The organism is Pseudomonas orientalis (genome assembly GCF_002934065.1).
Taxonomy (GTDB): Bacteria; Pseudomonadota; Gammaproteobacteria; order Pseudomonadales; family Pseudomonadaceae; genus Aquipseudomonas; species Aquipseudomonas orientalis_A.
The window spans coordinates 2,620,954-2,637,574 of sequence record NZ_CP018049.1 but is presented as its reverse complement, the minus strand read 5'-3'; the positions used below and the strand labels follow the sequence as shown (position 1 = coordinate 2,637,574).

At 61.3% G+C, this 16,621-nt stretch carries 15 protein-coding genes; 5 read left to right on the top strand and 10 right to left on the bottom strand.

All coding sequences use genetic code 11. The features are described from left to right. Positions 1-114: 114 nt before the first annotated feature. The 3 genes from BOP93_RS11785 to BOP93_RS11775 all read right to left on the bottom strand — a co-directional run bounded on the left by BOP93_RS11785 (position 115) and on the right by BOP93_RS11775 (position 5,959). Positions 115-3,597 carry an AAA domain-containing protein gene (locus tag BOP93_RS11785; RefSeq protein WP_104502748.1) on the bottom strand — a complete coding sequence of 1,161 codons (3,483 nt, stop codon included), beginning with the start codon at positions 3,595-3,597 and terminating at the stop codon, positions 115-117. Positions 3,598-3,715: 118 nt separating this feature from the next. Further along, positions 3,716-5,125, bottom strand: coding sequence for an XAC2610-related protein (locus BOP93_RS11780; RefSeq protein WP_104502747.1), 1,410 nt, complete (start codon positions 5,123-5,125; stop codon positions 3,716-3,718). Between the two features lie 132 nt (positions 5,126-5,257). Further along, on the bottom strand, positions 5,258-5,959 hold the full coding sequence (locus BOP93_RS11775) for a glutathione S-transferase (RefSeq protein ID WP_104502746.1): 702 nt from the start codon (positions 5,957-5,959) through the stop codon (positions 5,258-5,260). Between the two features lie 139 nt (positions 5,960-6,098). Here BOP93_RS11775 and BOP93_RS11770 point away from each other — a divergent pair, with 139 nt between their 5' ends. Further along, complete coding sequence (locus BOP93_RS11770) at positions 6,099-6,662, top strand: TetR/AcrR family transcriptional regulator (RefSeq protein ID WP_104502745.1); 564 nt, start codon at positions 6,099-6,101, stop codon at positions 6,660-6,662. A 22-nt stretch (positions 6,663-6,684) separates the two neighbouring features. On the opposite strand, the gene BOP93_RS11765 is transcribed toward BOP93_RS11770, so the two are convergent. From BOP93_RS11765 to BOP93_RS11750, 4 genes are all read right to left on the bottom strand, one after another. Next, entirely contained in the window at positions 6,685-7,146 is a 462-nt protein-coding gene (locus BOP93_RS11765; protein ID WP_104502744.1) for an NUDIX hydrolase, read from the bottom strand. An 84-nt stretch (positions 7,147-7,230) separates the two neighbouring features. Continuing rightward, entirely contained in the window at positions 7,231-8,007 is a 777-nt protein-coding gene (locus tag BOP93_RS11760) for a nucleotidyltransferase domain-containing protein (RefSeq protein ID WP_104502743.1), read from the bottom strand. After that, positions 8,004-8,483, bottom strand: a complete 480-nt coding sequence (locus BOP93_RS11755; RefSeq protein WP_104502742.1) for an AAA family ATPase — start codon at positions 8,481-8,483, stop codon at positions 8,004-8,006. The genes BOP93_RS11760 and BOP93_RS11755 overlap by 4 nt, the downstream gene beginning before the upstream one ends. 40 nt (positions 8,484-8,523) lie before the next feature. Beyond that, positions 8,524-9,552 (bottom strand): UV damage endonuclease UvsE, encoded by a 1,029-nt coding sequence (locus BOP93_RS11750; protein ID WP_104502741.1) that lies wholly within the window; start codon positions 9,550-9,552, stop codon positions 8,524-8,526. A gap of 252 nt (positions 9,553-9,804) precedes the next feature. Between BOP93_RS11750 and BOP93_RS11745 the strand changes: the two genes are divergently transcribed. The 3 genes from BOP93_RS11745 to BOP93_RS11735 all read left to right on the top strand — a co-directional run bounded on the left by BOP93_RS11745 (position 9,805) and on the right by BOP93_RS11735 (position 11,930). Then, the gene (locus BOP93_RS11745) at positions 9,805-10,128 is read left to right on the top strand and encodes a hypothetical protein (RefSeq protein WP_104502740.1); all 324 of its coding nucleotides are present in this window, start codon (positions 9,805-9,807) and stop codon (positions 10,126-10,128) included. 90 nt (positions 10,129-10,218) lie between these two features. Then, the gene (locus tag BOP93_RS11740; RefSeq protein ID WP_104502739.1) at positions 10,219-10,641 is read left to right on the top strand and encodes a DUF2231 domain-containing protein; all 423 of its coding nucleotides are present in this window, start codon (positions 10,219-10,221) and stop codon (positions 10,639-10,641) included. Beyond that, positions 10,638-11,930, top strand: a complete 1,293-nt coding sequence (locus tag BOP93_RS11735; protein WP_104502738.1) for a PQQ-dependent sugar dehydrogenase — start codon at positions 10,638-10,640, stop codon at positions 11,928-11,930. The genes BOP93_RS11740 and BOP93_RS11735 overlap by 4 nt, the downstream gene beginning before the upstream one ends. Before the next feature lie 197 nt (positions 11,931-12,127). On the opposite strand, the gene BOP93_RS11730 is transcribed toward BOP93_RS11735, so the two are convergent. Beyond that, the gene (locus BOP93_RS11730) at positions 12,128-13,036 is read right to left on the bottom strand and encodes a LysR substrate-binding domain-containing protein (protein ID WP_104502737.1); all 909 of its coding nucleotides are present in this window, start codon (positions 13,034-13,036) and stop codon (positions 12,128-12,130) included. 93 nt (positions 13,037-13,129) lie between these two features. Here BOP93_RS11730 and BOP93_RS11725 point away from each other — a divergent pair, with 93 nt between their 5' ends. Further along, on the top strand, positions 13,130-14,098 hold the full coding sequence (locus tag BOP93_RS11725) for a DMT family transporter (protein ID WP_104502736.1): 969 nt from the start codon (positions 13,130-13,132) through the stop codon (positions 14,096-14,098). Here BOP93_RS11725 and BOP93_RS11720 read toward each other — a convergent pair. Then, positions 14,085-15,488, bottom strand: coding sequence for an MFS transporter (locus BOP93_RS11720; protein WP_104502735.1), 1,404 nt, complete (start codon positions 15,486-15,488; stop codon positions 14,085-14,087). The two genes, BOP93_RS11725 and BOP93_RS11720, sit on opposite strands and share 14 nt — an antisense overlap. A 142-nt stretch (positions 15,489-15,630) precedes the next feature. After that, positions 15,631-16,161, bottom strand: a complete 531-nt coding sequence (locus BOP93_RS11715) for a GNAT family N-acetyltransferase (protein WP_104502734.1) — start codon at positions 16,159-16,161, stop codon at positions 15,631-15,633. Positions 16,162-16,621: the final 460 nt, after the last annotated feature.

Sequence of the window (16,621 nt, the reverse complement as noted above, 5' to 3'; positions counted from 1 at the left end):
AATGGCCGCCATTATGAAGATTTTCACCGGGAAGTCGCAGGGTTTTGCGCATGGGCTGCTGATCGGTAGCGCAATGCCAACAGCCTGCGGCCGCTGCCATCGCGTTGCGTCAGGCTAGGGCTGGCTTGAGCTCAGGCGTTGCGCCAGGCTCTTGCGGTTGATCGCCAGCTCGCTGCTGACGTCCGGCCCGTGGTAGACCATGGACGTTTCATGGTGCACAAAATCGCCCGAGCGTGCAGCGCTCAGCCAATTGAATGAACCGACACACAGCAGCTCTTCATCGGCCATTACCAGTTTGCTGTGTACCTTGTTGACCACCTGCACCTGCACTGCATGGTGTTTCAGTGCTGCAATCGCATCCTGGAAATGAACGGCCTTGGACGGGTTACCTTCGGTGTTGAAACGCAGGTCGGTATAGACCGTCACCGGCACGCCTCGCTGCACAGTGTCGCCCATTGCATCCAGGGCACCGCTTTCGCGCATCCCGCGCAACTTGACCCATGGCGTGACAATCTGCACTTGCTGGCGTGCGGTTTCCAGGGTTTGCAACAGGAACCGATCATGCTCGGCAAATTCATGCAGGTGGCTCAAGCCGGTGCGCACCGTGAGCAAATCCGCCCTGGGTTGGAAATCGAATCTGAGCTCATTTTCCGGACTGTTCAGCAGGTACTGCGCCAGCCTCCCGCGCGGCTTGCTGGCGGGTATCTGGCTGAACAGGTCCATGTCACCGAACACCAGGAAACTGTCTTTGGCGCGGGAAACGGCTACGTTCAGCATGCTGTCGCGGCGGTCGATAAAAGGACCGTCGGCGTGCTTGGAGTAGACTGCGGAAAAAATCACCACCGGCCGTTCGGCGCCCTGGAAAGAGTGCACGGTACCAACGGTGAGTTCACCGTCGCCTTTGCCGGTACGAATACCCAATGCGCTGCACGCGTCAGTGATTGCCTGGGTCTGGGCGCCGAACGGCGTGATCACTCCGAGGATTTCCCAGAGTTCCTTGCCGTAGCGCTGGGTGAGCTGCTGTTCATGGGCCTTGATCCACGCCGCGATGGTCTGGGCTTCCAGCAGGTTATGGCGGCTGCCGCCCTGCTTCTGCTGGCAGATTCCGTCGATATGCAAGTAACCCAGCCCCGGCAGTCCGCCCTCGGGTTTGGCGCCCCGCCGTGGTTGCAGCTTGCCCTTGTAGCAGAGCGCGTTGCAGTAATCGATGATCGAGTCGTAACAACGACGGTGTTCGTACAAGTAAAGGCCGCGCGCCAGGTCGCGGTCGTAATGATAGCGGCTGGTGGACTGCGCAATCGCCATGACGCTGCCACTTGCGGCGCTGCGGCCGCTGTCACAAAAGGCCTCGTACTCGTCGTCCACGCGGCTGCGCGACAACAGGCCGGCGGCGAGCAGATTGCCGATATCCACCGCAGGCAGCACCGACCAGATGGGTTCGATCTGCTGGGTGTCGCCAATTACCAGCGCTTGGCGCGCCAGGGCGAACGACGGCGCCGCCACCTCGGGCAGTACCTGACCGGCTTCGTCCACGATCAGCAGGTCGATGAAGTTCAGCGCGTAATCGCCGACCAGTCCATTGCCATCGTGGCGCTGGCAAGACAGCTCTGCGGGCAGCCGGTAAAACGTCGCGACGACGCAGGGCGTGAGCTTCATCCAGCGGCGCCAGTTTTTCTCCAGCGTCTTGCGGCCGGTTTTATTGCGGCTTTTGAGAATCAGCGGCAGCTCGTCGATGACTTCCAGCAGCCACCGCCCCTCCCAGTAATGCGTGGTCAGCAGGAACGTCTCGAAGCGCAACGAGGTGTCCGCCCAACCGTCGCAGTCTTCCAGGGTCACCTGGGCGGCGGGCTTGCCGGCTGCCTGGGGTAACCGGCCAATCACCGCCTGCCAGTTCAACAGTTCACGCTGTTCGTCACGCAGCACTTGCTCCACACGTTCGCGCTGGGTTTCGAGGGTTTTCAGGCGTTGTGCGTGATGCGCCACCGCGGCGGTCAACCGGCGCTCTATGTCATGCACATCGGTAGCGTCCTGCAGCGGTGCGTCAGCCTCATCAATGTGCAGTCTGGCCAGGCGCAGGCGCTTGGCGGCAATCGGGCCGAACCAGCCGAACAGCGTATACAGCAATGACTCATGGGCCAGGTAATGCCTGAAGTCTTTCAGGCGTGCCTTGGAATTCTCCAGTTGCTCGGACTGCGCTCGCAATTGCGCTGCAAGAGCCGTGACCGCCGCCTGTGGATCATCGCCCAGCAAGGCCTTGATGGCGTCGCGCGCCACCCGCAATCGGGCCCACCCCTGCTCGATATCACTGAGCTGCTGCAGGCGCAGGCGAATCCGGGCCTGAAGCGCGTCTACGGTGCCCTTGAGCGTGAGCTGCGACTGTCCCGCAAAAGCGATGGCGGCGCATTCCAGATAAGCTTGCTGCGCTTTATCGACATAGTCCTGCGTCTCCAGCGCCAGGTAAAAGCTCTTGGTCTGGTAGGTGCGGGCCATTTGCGCTTCCGCCGAGGCCTTCGGAAAGTAGGCGCCAAAGCTGCTGATATCGGGAAGCCAGCGCCCTGCAAAGGGCCCGGTACCTTCCGAGAAGTCCTTACCGAAGGCCTTGATGATGTTGGTGACCGCCTGATTGTTGGTAGAGCTGGCGACGATCACCGGCGGCTCGCCGCCCTCGGCTGCGGCCCTGGCCCAAAGCGACGCGACCACCGACAATAGCAACGTAGTCTTGCCGGTGCCCGGCGGCCCGTTGACCGCAAGGATATCCCCGGTGTCGCCCGCCAGCAGGTGCGCAAGGCTGTCGCGCTGGGCCGGCGCCAGCGCGTATTCGTCACCGGCATGCCCGCCTCGCCCGGCGAACAGGCTGTTGGCCGCAAGGCAGGCCTCATCGGGCGTGGGTTCACGTTGCGCAAACCGCTCGAACAACGGCGCCTCAGGTTTGCCAAGGCGCAGGTGATCGTAAAGCGCAACGATATTGCGACTGAAGCCGTCGGCCTTCTGCTCCTTGAACACGTAGCAATAGCTGGCCGGGTCGAAACCATCATCCGCGCCATTCCAGGCGTTGCACACCGTTTGGAACATCGTCTTGCAGTAGCGCAGGTAGGTGAGCCACTTGTCGCGATAGTCGTCTGGCTGCACCTCTGCGCTAGGGGCTGGCACTTCGAACTGCGGCGCGTCGTGCGCGGTTAAAAACCTGTCCAAGTCATGTTGGGCGCCGATGGTGAAATTGTCGCGGTCCAACGGCTCCAGAATATCGCGGGGGACCAGCGTGGGCCCGGTTGGATAGATGAGACCGTCACGGGTGACGGACACCCGGCAAATGATCGGTGTGATAAAGGCCGGCAGCCCTCTGCGCGCCATGCGGTGTTCCTTGCGCGAGGCGTACACAAAGGGGCGTAGCGTGACATCTACGTGGAGCCGCTGCGGCGGTTCGTCGGCGAACAGAAGGTCCACCTGCTCGACCGGCACACACCCGGCAGCCAATGCGGTCAGAGGTACGACCGAGTAGGTTTTGACATGGCTGGGAGACAAGGCGCCATTGCCGTTTTCCGCGTCGGCCAACGAGTTTCGCCAGTAGTTGGCAAGCTTCAGAGAATAGTCGTTCATCGTCCTGATTCGGTGCAGACCGTGACTCACTGTTACGGTCGGTGGCTGGAAGGTCAAAACCGAGGGTAGCGGTTCCGTGCGCAGGTGGGCAATCACCCGTGTCTCAGGTTATCGGGCTTCAGCGCGGCTGCCTGCGGTACATCCCGGTCAGATAATCCTGCGCGTCCGGCGCCGAGTTGTGATTGATCACGGCAAAGTTCTTCACCAGTTGGATGTGATACGGCCCGTTGGATTTGGGCGCCAGAGGTTCGCGCACGATGATCAGGTTGTCGGTTTCCATCGGCACCCGGTGCTGCGCCGTGATGATCACATTGGCGGTGCCGGCGTCCTTGAGCGTTATGCTCAATTCGGCGATTTCCCGGCCCTGCGCGTCGCGCTCGGGCAGGATATTCAGGTTTAGGTCACCGTCGCGGCCCAGGTAGTCATCGCGCATCTGGTAATGGCCGCTGCGCTGGTCGCGGGGCACATCGCCGAGTTTCTTGTATTCCGGTTCGCGGTCATCGGAGCGCAGGTCGATGGCCAGTTCGCGCGGGCTGCCCTTGGCGTCGCTGACCCAGGTGCCACTGTAGAGATAAGGTGCAACGGTCTGCCGGGTGATGCGCCAGATGCCGGTTTGATGGCCGTCATCGGCATACTCGTGCAGGTAGACAAACGGCTTGCCATCGTACTCGTCCTGGTCACCCACCAGCTTGATCGGGTTGCCGCTGCCGCTTTTGGTATAACGCAGCTCGCCAATCAGCACTGCGCCCTGCTGCTGATACCAGATCTGCACCGGGATCTTGCCGTTGAGCGTACCGACCAGGTACTGCGGGTCTTCGTTGACAGGCCCTTCAAGCCGTGGAGTCTCCACCCACTGGCCGTCTTTCCATTCGCCGGTGGTGCGCAGCATATAGCCGCTGGGCATGCTGGAGTTCTCGCCAAATTCGGTGGGCGGGACCTGCTCCTGGGTGTAGGCGCTGAGCCGCACCAAGTGGCCGTCGCGCATCTGCAAGCGACTGGCACGGGTCCAGCAGCAGCCTCGGTCGGATTGGGAATGGATAATGCCGTCGCTCGGGGTCACCGAAAACATGCCGCCGAAGGTTTCGTTGGCCAGTTCCGACAACGGGCCGTTGCGCCGCCATTGGGTTTGCTGCGGGTCCTGCAGGTAGACATCGTAGTGGTACTGACTGTCGTCATCGTCGCTGCTGCCGTTGCGGATCGCCATATCCTGGCGGCCATCGGCGTCGATATCCACGAAGTACAGCAAGCCGTACTGCCCCATCAAACGATAGGCATCGGTCTTGCCGTTCTGGTCCAGCGGCAGATTGCCGGCCGGGGTGTGCAACTGCTGCAGGATGTCGAGGGTGGTTTTGTCGCGCAGGGTAATCAGTGCCGGCGCCAGTTGTTGCAGGTCTTGGGGCGCGTCGGGGAACAGGACTTCCACCAGGTAGTGACCGCTGGGGTCGTTGAGCGAAAACGAACGCGGCTCAGCCAGGGCAACGGCCGAAAAGATCATGAACAGGCATACGGCGCTGACGAGCGAACGCATTCAAAGCATCCTTGCTGAAAATCGGGGCCCGCAGTGTAAAGGCAAATGCTGGCTGCATCGAACAAATCGCTGTTCTGCAACGCATAGCGGCCCACCTTCCGTTGGCAGGCCCTCAGCGTATAGGCAGTTTTTTCAGTTTTGCAGATCGCCCTCCTGCACCATTGCTCGCCAAGTCTTGACGCTGGCGCGCTCGTTCATCCGGGCATGCCAGGCATGCAGCGCCTCACATTCGGCAGGCACGGGCAGCTTGACCAACGAAGCAAAAATCAGACCGCCCAGAAGGGCAATGTCGGCCATCGAAAACGCCTCGCCCGCCACGAACGGCCGGGTTTTAAGGATAGCGTCGAAGTGGCGCATGCCCCTTACCGCCTTGTCCCCCATACGCTCGCCCCATTCAGCGTTCTGGTACAGCTCGACCTCAGGCCCCAGCCCCGGTGTGGCGTGATGGAAATAAACGCTGACCGCATCCATCAACTCGATTTCCGCGCGCCGCGTCATCATATGGATGAGGCCTTGCTCCTTGGGCGTCTTGCCGGTGAGCAACGGGTTGGCGTCCAACACGTCGAGGTATTGGGTGATGGCGGTGCACTCGGCGATCAGGGTGCCGTCCTGCAAGGCCAGCACCGGCAAGGTTCCGGAGTAGTTCAGGGCCAGGAAAGCCGGCTGTTTGTGCTTGCCTTCCCAGAGATTGATGGAGACGAATTCGGTGTGTGCCAGCAGCCCTTTTTCGGCCAGGGCGATGCGGACACGCGCCGGGTAAGGCCCGTTATACCAGTCGTAAATTTTAAGCGCCGGGTCTTGGACGCTATCGGAATGTGTGTATTGAGAAGTCATGATTTAGCTGCCTACCTGTCAAGTGGTAGGTAAAGATTGCTAGCTTTATCCGCCGCTGTCAACCACTACCTGTCAGTTGGCAGGTAAAATAATTTACGCGTAGAATCCACGCTGTCACCCACCACCGAGGACTCAATACGTGAGCGAAAACGCCCGGGAAGCCATTCTGGAAGCCGCCAAAATCGCCGCGCAGCATTTCGGCTACAGCGGCATCAACTTTCGCAGCATCGGCGAAACGGTGGGGATCAAGAACGCCAGTATCTATTACCACTTCCCCAGCAAGGCCGAGCTTGGCGCGGCGGTCGCCAAACGCTATTGGGAAGACACCGCCGGCGTGCTCGAAGCGATCCACCGCGAAACCCCTGACCCGCGCGACAGCCTGCGGCGCTACCCAGGCATTTTTCGGACCTCACTCGAAAACGGCAACCGGCTGTGCCTGTCCAGCTTTATGGCGGCCGAATACCAGGACTTGCCCGATGCCGTTAAAAAAGAAATCGTCACGTTCGCCGATATCAACGTGGCTTGGCTGGCCGCACGCCTCACTGAGCTGGAACTGGGCGATGCAGACAACTGCCAGCGCCGCGCCCGTGCGATCTACACCGCCATCGCCGGCGCACAGTTAATTGCGCGCACGCGCGCGGATATCGGTTTGTTTGATGAACTGGTCGAGAGCTATCAGGAGGCGGGGTTGCTGCCGGCGTGACGGGTTGCCAGGCATCAATCACTCAAGGCCCAGCGTGAAAAACCCCGGCATCTATCAGCAGCTCAACCAACCCTTGCGGCCATACAGTGTCATGAGTCGAACGAAGCGCCTGAGCTGACCACCAGCGGTGATCGGCCATGACCAAGGCTTCCTGTTCAGTCCAGTCGGCATTGGAGACCGCCTCACTCGTCGCATGCACCACGAAATATCGCTCGATGGCCCGCACCGTTTCGCCACTCGGCAGCATCAAGGGGAAGGTGCGTTCTGCTACATGAGATTGAACACGGCTGACCGTAAGGCCGGTTTCCTCGCGCAGCTCGCGAATCGCTGCAGCCTCGAAGGTTTCGCCCGCTTCAACGCCTCCGCCCGGCGTGGCCCAGTAGTTTCGACCAGCCAAGGCGCCTTCCTTATGCACGAACCTGAACAGCAGTACCTCGTTCAAGGGACTTATTACCAATAGGCGTGCTGCCTTGCGCTCGCGCATTTGATTGATTCCTTTCTGATTACGACTGTCACGGTGGCGATGGAGCTTGCTCGTGCTGGACGGCGCAGCTGTCCCATTCCTGGTTTATCCCGGCTGCGCAGCCATCCACTCAACAAAAGCCTCAAGCCGCTGCAAAAATGCCGCGCCCTCGGCGCTCGGGTTTCTGGCCTCAAAGAGAAAATATGCGATTTGCGCGACCCTGCCTGGATAACGCTGGGTGAACAGCGCCACATGCTCCTCCAGCGTCTGGGGCCACATCAGTACGTCGGGTGAACGCAGCGTATGTGTGGAACGGATTAACTTGCGCGCGGCTTCGCGCTGCAAGCGCAGGCGCTGTGATGTGTTCGCGGCGTGCAGGATAGTCACGCGATAGCGGGACAACACCTGCGCAAAATCACCGTTGAGCGCCAGGGCGATGTCTCGGCTTGGCCGGAATGGCTCGAACCGCAAACCGAGGTCATCGCCCCACACGCATCGGCACTGATGCTTGAGCCAGAAGCCCCAGCGATTGTGGTTCTCCGGCGCCAATACCTGCGCGCGATGGCCGATGTCGAAATCGATTTTGGTGACGCAGGAATGCCGTTGCTCCAGCGCCAGCCGCGCCAGCTCGAGTTGTTCGAGCACCGCGGCCTGGGGCGGATCACGCAGGACCAGGGTGAGATCGAGGTCGGACGCTTCGGCACTGGCATCACCCCGGGCGACACTGCCGTAAAGGTAGATGCCATCCAGCCCGAATGCGGGCTGCGAAAGCGTGGCCAGCACATCCGCCAGTAAAGACTCGAACTCGGGCTGCACGGGGACGGCGCTGACGCTGACAACATAGCCGTTGGCGTCAACACCGATAGGACGCTCAGCGCTCACAGCCGATGCACCTCGATTACCAACCCCTCCTCCTCACTTGGCACACAAAAGTGGCGAGTAATCAGGTCGAATTCGGCATCGGTGGCGGCGAAATCATGCGCGCCGCTGGCGTTGCGCGCGTGCAGTCGCGCACGGCAGGCAGCGTCATCCAGTTCCAGGTAATGCAGGCAATGCGCTGCCTGGGCGGCCTGGGCCAGGCCGAGCAGCCATTCGCGATTGGCCAGGGTATTGGCCGGAAAATCCAGCACCACATTGACGCCTGATACCAGCAAGTCGATCACCAGCGGCCCCACCACGCCGCGAATCTGCCGGGCACAAGTCAGGTAATCGGCAATCGTCTGGATCTGGCCGGGATACAGCGTAGCAAGCCAGTGGTCTTCGCTGAGCAGGACAGCGGCGTGATCGGTGGCAAGGCGGCCGGCAAGGGTGGATTTGCCGGACGCGATCTTGCCGCAGAGCAGGTGCAGGGTAGCCATGGGACGGTTCCTTTTGTCAGGCCGTGAAGCATGCCATCTTTCACGCCGATTGGCTCTGCCAATACCCATGGAACGCCAGGGCCGCGACGTTCTTGTCCTTGGCTTCGAGCATGATGTCGAAGCGATCCAGAAACTGCAGCGCGTAGTCGTTGGTCCAGCGGTTCCACATTTGCGCGCTGTGGCCGTAGAGGTCGCGCTTGGAGACCACTTTCAACAGGGCCGTCATTTCCAGTTTGTGCTCGGCATCGAACCCCAGTTCTTGCAGGCTTTCCTGAGGCTGGGAGTAATGCAGGGTCGGGCGCACGCCGCGCCAGCTGTCGATCACCCTGGCGACGCGGGGCGAGTCGGGGTCGATGTACTCGTCCTCGTTGATCCAGCAATGGTGAATATCCAGCACCACCGGCGCCAGGTCGGCGACTTGCAGGCAATGGTCCAGGCCGTAAGTCTTCTCGTCATTCTCGAAGGTGATGCAGTTACGCGCCACTTCGGACAGGCGCGCCCACACTGCGCGGGTTCCGGCCACACCCAGGCGACCGGCGATATGCACGTTGCACTTGAGGTCCTGGAAGCGGCGGCCGTAGCCCATCATGCGGATCATGTCGGCGTGGTATTCGAACTCGGCCAGGCTGTTTTCCACCACACCGGGGTTTTCCGAGCCCAGCACACAGTACTGGCCAGGATGAAACGACAGGCGGATATCCGAGGCCCGCGCCAGCTCGCCGATGGCGGCAAAGCCCTCCTGCAACTGACGCTGGATGGCGGGGTCCTGATAGTGCCCAGCGACTTTCGGATGACTGTAGAACGGCAACAGATCGCTGCTCAGGCGCAACATGCGCAAGGTCGGCGGCAGTTCGGCGACGTAAGCCAGCAGGCGCAGTTGCGCGGCGAGGTTGTGCGTGACCACCTCGACCAGTTTGTCCCGCGCCACCTGCGGCGCGACGCTGTCCATCCAGCGCAGCGTGGTGGTACGCGGATTGAATGGACCTTCGATCAGCTTCAGGGCGCTGGCGGAGGGGAGTCGTTCGGGATGCTTGTATTGGCATGCAAAGCCGATGCGGGGGTGGGTCATGGGAGCGCCTGGTGATATGCAATCGGGAAGATTATAGAGGCTTAGGCGATGAATGCCGGCGGGGGTTCATTCGGTCAATTCGGTTGAATCCTGCACGCAGAGCGGGGTCACTTATTGCAGGACAACATCGCAACAACGACGTTAGAGAGGTGGTTATGAACCTTGCAATGACACTTTTCAGCCTGTTCGCTGGTTGGCTGGCTATTGTGATGTCTATGATGTGGGGCGTGCTGCGGGTGCTGCGCTGGCACCATGATTGACACCCCGGATGGCCGCTATTTCGTGCTCAAGGGCCGACTCTGGCGGCGCACAAATCCGGCGCTGGATGAGCCCGAACGCCAGCGCTGGGTGAATGCGTTGATGGTTGCGCGTCGGGCCGTCAAGGCGGCCAAGGCAGGTGGTGACTCAAGGCAGCTCAGGCACGCGCGCGATGAAGTGCAGCGCGCCAAGGTCGCACTCGGTGAGCGCGGGCCGGTGTGGTGGGCGGATGGCAGCCCCGACTTCAATCGCTACAAGGTGGCGAACACCCCCTACGCCGACTGGTTCGATAAACATTCGGACACGAACCGTCAGTGAACTTTCTCACACGCGCCACGCTCATTTCCTATGCAAAATCATCGCACGCCTGCCGCCAGGCGTGCCGAACGATAAGGAGCTGCACCGCCCATGACTACCCTCCCCACCTATCGCTGCACGCCCGGCCCGCTGCATGCGACCTTGCTCGCCGGCAGCGTGCCGCTGTTCCTGGGCGCTCTGCTCAGTGACATTGCCTACGGCCAGACCTACCAGATTCAATGGGCCAACTTCGCCTCCTGGCTGATCGCCGGTGCGTTGGTGTTCAGTGGATTTGCCCTGTTGTTCGCGCTGGTCAATCTGCTGCGCGCCGACCGCAAGGCCGGGCGCCCTGCGGCCTACTTTCTCCTGTTGCTGGCCGCCTGGGTGCTGGGGCTGATCAATGCCTTCCAGCATGCCAAGGATGCCTACGCCATGATGCCGACCGGCCTGGTGCTGTCGGTGGTCGTCACGCTGCTGGCGATGCTGGCGACATGGATCGGCCTGACTAACCTGCGTTCGGGAGCTGCCCAATGAAAACCACGCGCACATTGACCCTGTTAAGCGCAGCGCTGTTGCTGACTGCCTGCGGCGGCGAAGGCGACAAGACCCAGGCCCACGGCCCCGACCCCAAGCTACCGGCGCAACAAAGCAGCCTGCTGCCGAGCATGAAGATCGCCGAGCCTGCCGCCTGGGGCGATCAGAAGCCCAAGGTGCCGCAGGGTTACAGCATCACCGCCATCGCCACCGACCTGGCCATCCCGCGCCAGACCCTGGTCCTGCCCAACGGCGATATCCTCGTTGCCGAAGGCCGTGGCGGCAGTGCGGCCAAGCTCAAGCCCAAGGACGTGATCGCCAGCCTGATCAAGGCCGAGGGCAATACCAAGGTCAAGAGCGGCAACCGCATCACCCTGTTGCGCGACGCTGACGGCGACGGCACCTACGAACTCAAGACCGTGTTCGCCGACAACCTCAACGCGCCCTATGGCCTGGCGTACGCCGACGGCAAACTGTACGTGGCCAACCAGGATGCGCTGGTGCGCTTCGACTACGCCGACGGCCAGACAAAGGCCAGCGGCGCCCCGACCAAAGTCACCGACCTGCCGGCGCAGATCAATCATCACTGGACCAAATCCCTGGCCGTGAGCGAGGACGGACGCCAGCTCTACGTCGGGATCGGCTCCAACAGCAACATCACCGAGCGCGGCATGGAAGTGGAAATCGACCGCGCAATGGTCTGGCAGATCGATGCCGCAACAGGCGCGCACAGGCCCTACGCAACCGGCCTGCGCAACCCGACGGCACTGACCATCCAGCCGGGCTCGGGGCAGTTGTGGACCGTGGTCAACGAGCGCGATGAACTGGGCCCGGACCTGGTGCCGGACTACCTCAGCTCGGTACGCGAGGGCGCCTTCTACGGCTGGCCCTACAGCTACTGGGGCCAGAACGTCGACCCTCGTGCGCAACCGCAGAACCCGGCCAAGGTCGCCTCGGCGGTCAAGCCGGATTACAGCCTGGGTTCTCACGTAGCCGCACTCGGCGTGGATTTCTCCATCCCGGCCATGGGCGAAAAATTCGCCGACGGCGTATTCGTTGGCGAACACGGCAGCTGGAACCGCGACAATCCGGTGGGCTACAAGGTGATCTTCGTGCCGTTCAGCAACGGCAAACCGGCCGGCGAGCCGGTCGACTTCGCCACCGGCTTTCGCGGTGACGACGGCAAGACCCGTGGGCGTCCGGTGGGCGTGACAGTCGATCCGAAAGGTGCGCTGATCATCGCCGATGATTTGGCCAACACGGTGTGGCGCGTTACGCGCAATCAATAAAAGGGACTGACAGGGGCCATCGCGCCTAATGCCAGTCAGTTAAGGCTTTTTGTAGGAGCGAGCTTGCTCGCGAAAAACTCACAGGCACCGCGTTCATTCAGAAAATACGCGATATCCTAGACGTTCTTCGCGAGCAAGCTCGCTCCTACAGAGGGCGGTGTACGCTTAACTGACTGGCATTAACCATCGCGCCCCTGTCAGCCGTCACTCTGCAACTGCGCCTCGAGCCAGGCCAGCAATGCCACGACCTCATCCCGATTACCTGCCCCTTGCTGCCTGTATACCGAAATAGCCTCTGGCAAAAATACGCTTTCGGCACAGGGCCTGACCAATGCCCCACTTTCTATCAGCCTGCTTGCGGTACGACGCCAGCCCATGGCGATACCGTGCCCTTCCACAGCGGCCTGCAACATCAGTGGGTAGCTGTCGAACGTGATGCCGCGCGCATCACGGGCCAATGACTGGCCGAACACCTTCAGCCACTCATCCCACTCCATCAGATGCGGAGGTTCGCTGCTGTGGTGCAAAAACGTGCAGGTCGACAATTCAGCCAGCGCCAGCGGTTGTTCCGGGCACAGGTAAGCGGGACTGCACACCGGGAACACTTCATCGGAGGCGGTAAACATCAGCGCATGGGCGCCACTGGCGCGCCGGGTACTTTGCAGGGCGACATCGAAAGGGTCATTGAACTGCGTGATCGGCCGCGTGCAGGTCACCACTTGGATTTCAATCTGCGGGTATTGCTGGTGGAACGTCGCCAAACGCGGCATCAACCAATAAAACGCCTCGCACAGCTGACACAGCAGCACCACCCGATTGCGCCGCGGGGACGCCCTCAGGCTGGCCGCGCCCTCACTGATGCTTTGCAACGCAAGGCTGACCACCCGCCCCAACTCGCGCCCCTCTTGAGTCAGGAACACTGCACGGTTGCGTCGGCAAAACAGCTTTACCCCCAGATTGTCTTCCAGGCCGCGTATCTGCCGGCTGACAGCCGCCTGGGTGATGTGCAACTCATCGGCCGCCCGGGAAAAACTTTCCAGGCGCGCTGCGGCTTCAAACGGCAACAGACTGGCAAGAGGCGGTAGGGTTTTTCCAAGTAGATTCATAATCTCAGGTTATGTACTCAGGACCGAGAACTCGTTTGTAGCACACCCGCGTGGCTGGGCACCATGGACCCCATCACTTCATGGACCCGCCTGATGCGCACTACCCACACCTCTTTAGTTGCCGGCGTGATATTCGCCATCGTCGCCACGCTCGGCTGGGCGCTGAATTTCATTGCGCCCTATGTCACGGGCGCCTACAGCGTCTACGACCTGATGAGCGTGCGCTTCCTGATGGCAGGTGGATTGGGGGTAGCCGGGGTAATCCTGTGCCGCGCGCAACTGCGTGCGCTGAGCCCCGGCCAATGCCTGCTCGCGGCAGTGCTGGGCGCATGGGGCTGCCTGGGTTATGGCGTATGCATCGCTGCGGGCGTGATATTCGGCGGCCCGGTATTGACGCCGGCTTTTGTAGGAATGGTCCCGGTGCTGCTGGCGCTGATCGGCAATGCCGGCCATAAGACCCTGCGCTGGCGCCTATTGGTGATGCCATTGGGCTGTATCACGGTGGGGCTGTTGCTGACCAATATCAGCAGCCTCCACCAGGCCTCGCTAAGCCGCCAATCCTGGCTGGCCGGGCTGTTTTTTTCCTTGGGCGCGGTAGCCTTATGGTTGGGCTTCAGCGTGATCAACCAGAAGCAGATGGCGCACCTGCCCGCCAACGTGACAGGCTTGTGGACCGCCCTGATGCTGACGGGCGCAGGCGTCGCAGCGCTGTTGATCCTCCCATGGACATACGCGACGGGCCTGTTGCGCTTGCCAACCCTGGGCGCTGGCTGGAGCCAGGCATGGGCGCTGTATGCCTGGAGCCTGGTGATTGCCGTGATGTCCACCGTCGTCGGTGCCTGGGCCTGGAATGCGGCAACGCGGCGCCTGCCCATGGTGCTCAGTGGTCAATTGATTGCCCTAGAGTCCTTGTTTGCCACGCTGCTCGGCCTCTGGTTTCATCAGCGTTGGCCGACCCCCATGGAAACAGCAGGCCTGGCCGCAGTGCTGCTCGGCGTAGTGATGTCAGTTCGGATCATTCTGGCCGATGAAACGTTTCCAGGCAGCGCTACAGATCAGTGATTTCCTTGTGGCGCGGCACCAGCGCCTTCATCACGCTCCACGCCACCAGGTACGCCAGGGCACAGATTGCGAACATGATCATGTAGCCGGTGTGGATGTCATTGACGGACTTGTAGTAGTCAAAGACCCAGCCGCCGATCTTGGTCATCACCACACCGCCCAGGCCGCCGGCCATGCCGCCGATACCGACCACCGACGCGACGGTCTTCTGCGGGAACATGTCCGACACCGTGGTGAAAATATTGCACGACCACGCCTGGTGCGCCGAGGCCCCCACGCCGATCAGCAAGACCGGAACCCAGAAGCTGATGTAGCCCAGCGGTTGCGCCAGCAACACCACCAGCGGGAACAGCGCGATCACCAGCATGGCTTTCATGCGGCCGTCATAGGGCGCATCGCCCCGCGCCATGAAATAGCTGGGAAACCAGCCGCCACCGATGCTGCCGACCATGGTCATGCTGTACAGCACGGCCAGCGGCATCACGATATCGGCGCCCTTCATGCCGTACTGCGCCGACAGGAACGTGGGCAGCCAGAACAGGAAGAACCACCACACGCCGTCGGTCATGAACTTGCCGAAGGCAAAGGCCCAGGTCTGGCGATAGGTCAGCAACTTGAACCATGAGACTTTTTTCGCGGTTGTGCCCGCAGGGGCTTGCGCGAACGGTTGTACGGTCTGATCACTGCGGATGTAGGCCAGCTCTTCGGCCGACAGACGCTTTTGCTGCTCCGGTTTCTCGTACACGGCAGCCCAGACCGCCACCCACACGAAACCCAGCATGCCGATTACCATGAAGGCCGCTTCCCAGCCCCACATACCGGCGATCAAGGGCACACAGATCGGTGCCAGAATCGCGCCCACGTTGGCCCCCGAGTTGAAGATGCCGGTGGCAAAGGAGCGTTCTTTCTTGGGGAAATACTCGGCCGTGGCCTTGATCGCGATGGGAAAGTTGCCCGCCTCGCCAATCGCCAGCACCGCGCGTGACAGCATGAACCCGGCAATCGACACCGGAATCACCGCCAGGCCGATGGCCGTGCTGACGGCCGCAATGCCCTCACCCATTTGCACCGAGAACGCATGCATGATCGCGCCGGTGGACCAGATGCCGATTGCCACGATGTAAGCGGCCTTGGTGCCGATCCTGTCGACAAAGCGCCCGGCGAACAGCATGGAAATCGCGTAGACAAACTGGAACACCGCCGCGATGTTGGCGTAATCGGTATTGCTCCAGCCAAATTGCGTCGACAACTGCGGCGCCAGCAGGCTGAGCACCTGACGGTCGAGGTAGTTGACGGTCGTGGCAAAAAACAGCATCGCGCAGATCGTCCAGCGATAGCTGCCGACCGCCTGGCCGACACGATGGGCACTGATGGGCTCGTTCAGATTCATGGCATCACTTTTTATTTTTGTTAGGTAGGACATATGTAACGTCATATGTCGTCGTACAACTGCGACTTTTATATCGGGCTGTTCTGACGGTGTCAATCTGAAAGATTAAAGACAGCCAGGGTCTACAGGAGAGGATGGAATGTCAGGCAGGGCCAGTTGTAGGATGACAGGCGCTAAATACCAAACTGGGGGCTTGACCGGGCACATCGTCCAGCAGACCGAACGGCTGCATGCCGATTTTTTCCAGTACCCGGATTGACGCCGCATGATCCGGTCGTACCAGGCCAAACACTTCCGGCAGACCCAGTGTGTCGAACGCCAATGCCAAGGCATCGCGTCCGACCTCGGTGGCATAGCCCTGCCCCCAGGCTTCCACAGCGAATCGATAACCGAGGTTGATGCGCCGCACGGTCAGATAGTCGAGCGGTGCAATGCCGCCGAAACCGATGATCTGCTCGGGGCTCTCACGCCGCGCAATCGCCCACCAGCCGTAGCCCTCGCTGGACCATTGCTCGATCCATCGGCCCAGCAGGCGCCGGGCGTCCTCGATACCGGCCATGGGGCCGGCAGGATTGAACAGGTTGGTCTGGGGATCGCCGAAAATGGCGAATAACCGCTCCAGGTCTTCTGGAACAGGTGCCCGGTAGACGAGGCGTGACACGCTGTCTGGCATCAGGTGGCTCCACTGGGGTAAAAAACTAATGGTTCTCAAACCCACCCAGCATAGGCACACAACTCTGCAGCGCCAAACCGCAACCACGATGCGCAGCGAGTCGCTCTTGATCTTGATCTGCTTTTGATCTCAGGCGCCCCGTTAAACCACGCTGGCCGAACGCAGGCTTGAATCCGTGGGTAACCCGGCAGGACGCCGGGTTAGCCGCACTGGGCCATGGATGGCCCATTGCGGCGGCCCACGGATTCAAGCCGGAGAGAGGGCACACCGAGCCCAGGCGAGGTGCCGAGTGGTGGGGCAAGAGCGTTTTGCTTACTTTTGCGCTTTTCAAAAGTGAGCCGCTGTAAAAGCGGAACCCATAGCAGCCGTGACCGCAGAAACGGATATGTACTCGATCTGATCCAACATCCTGGTCGGCCCTGAGGCCGCCATCGGGGGCAAGCCCCCTCCCACATTTGGG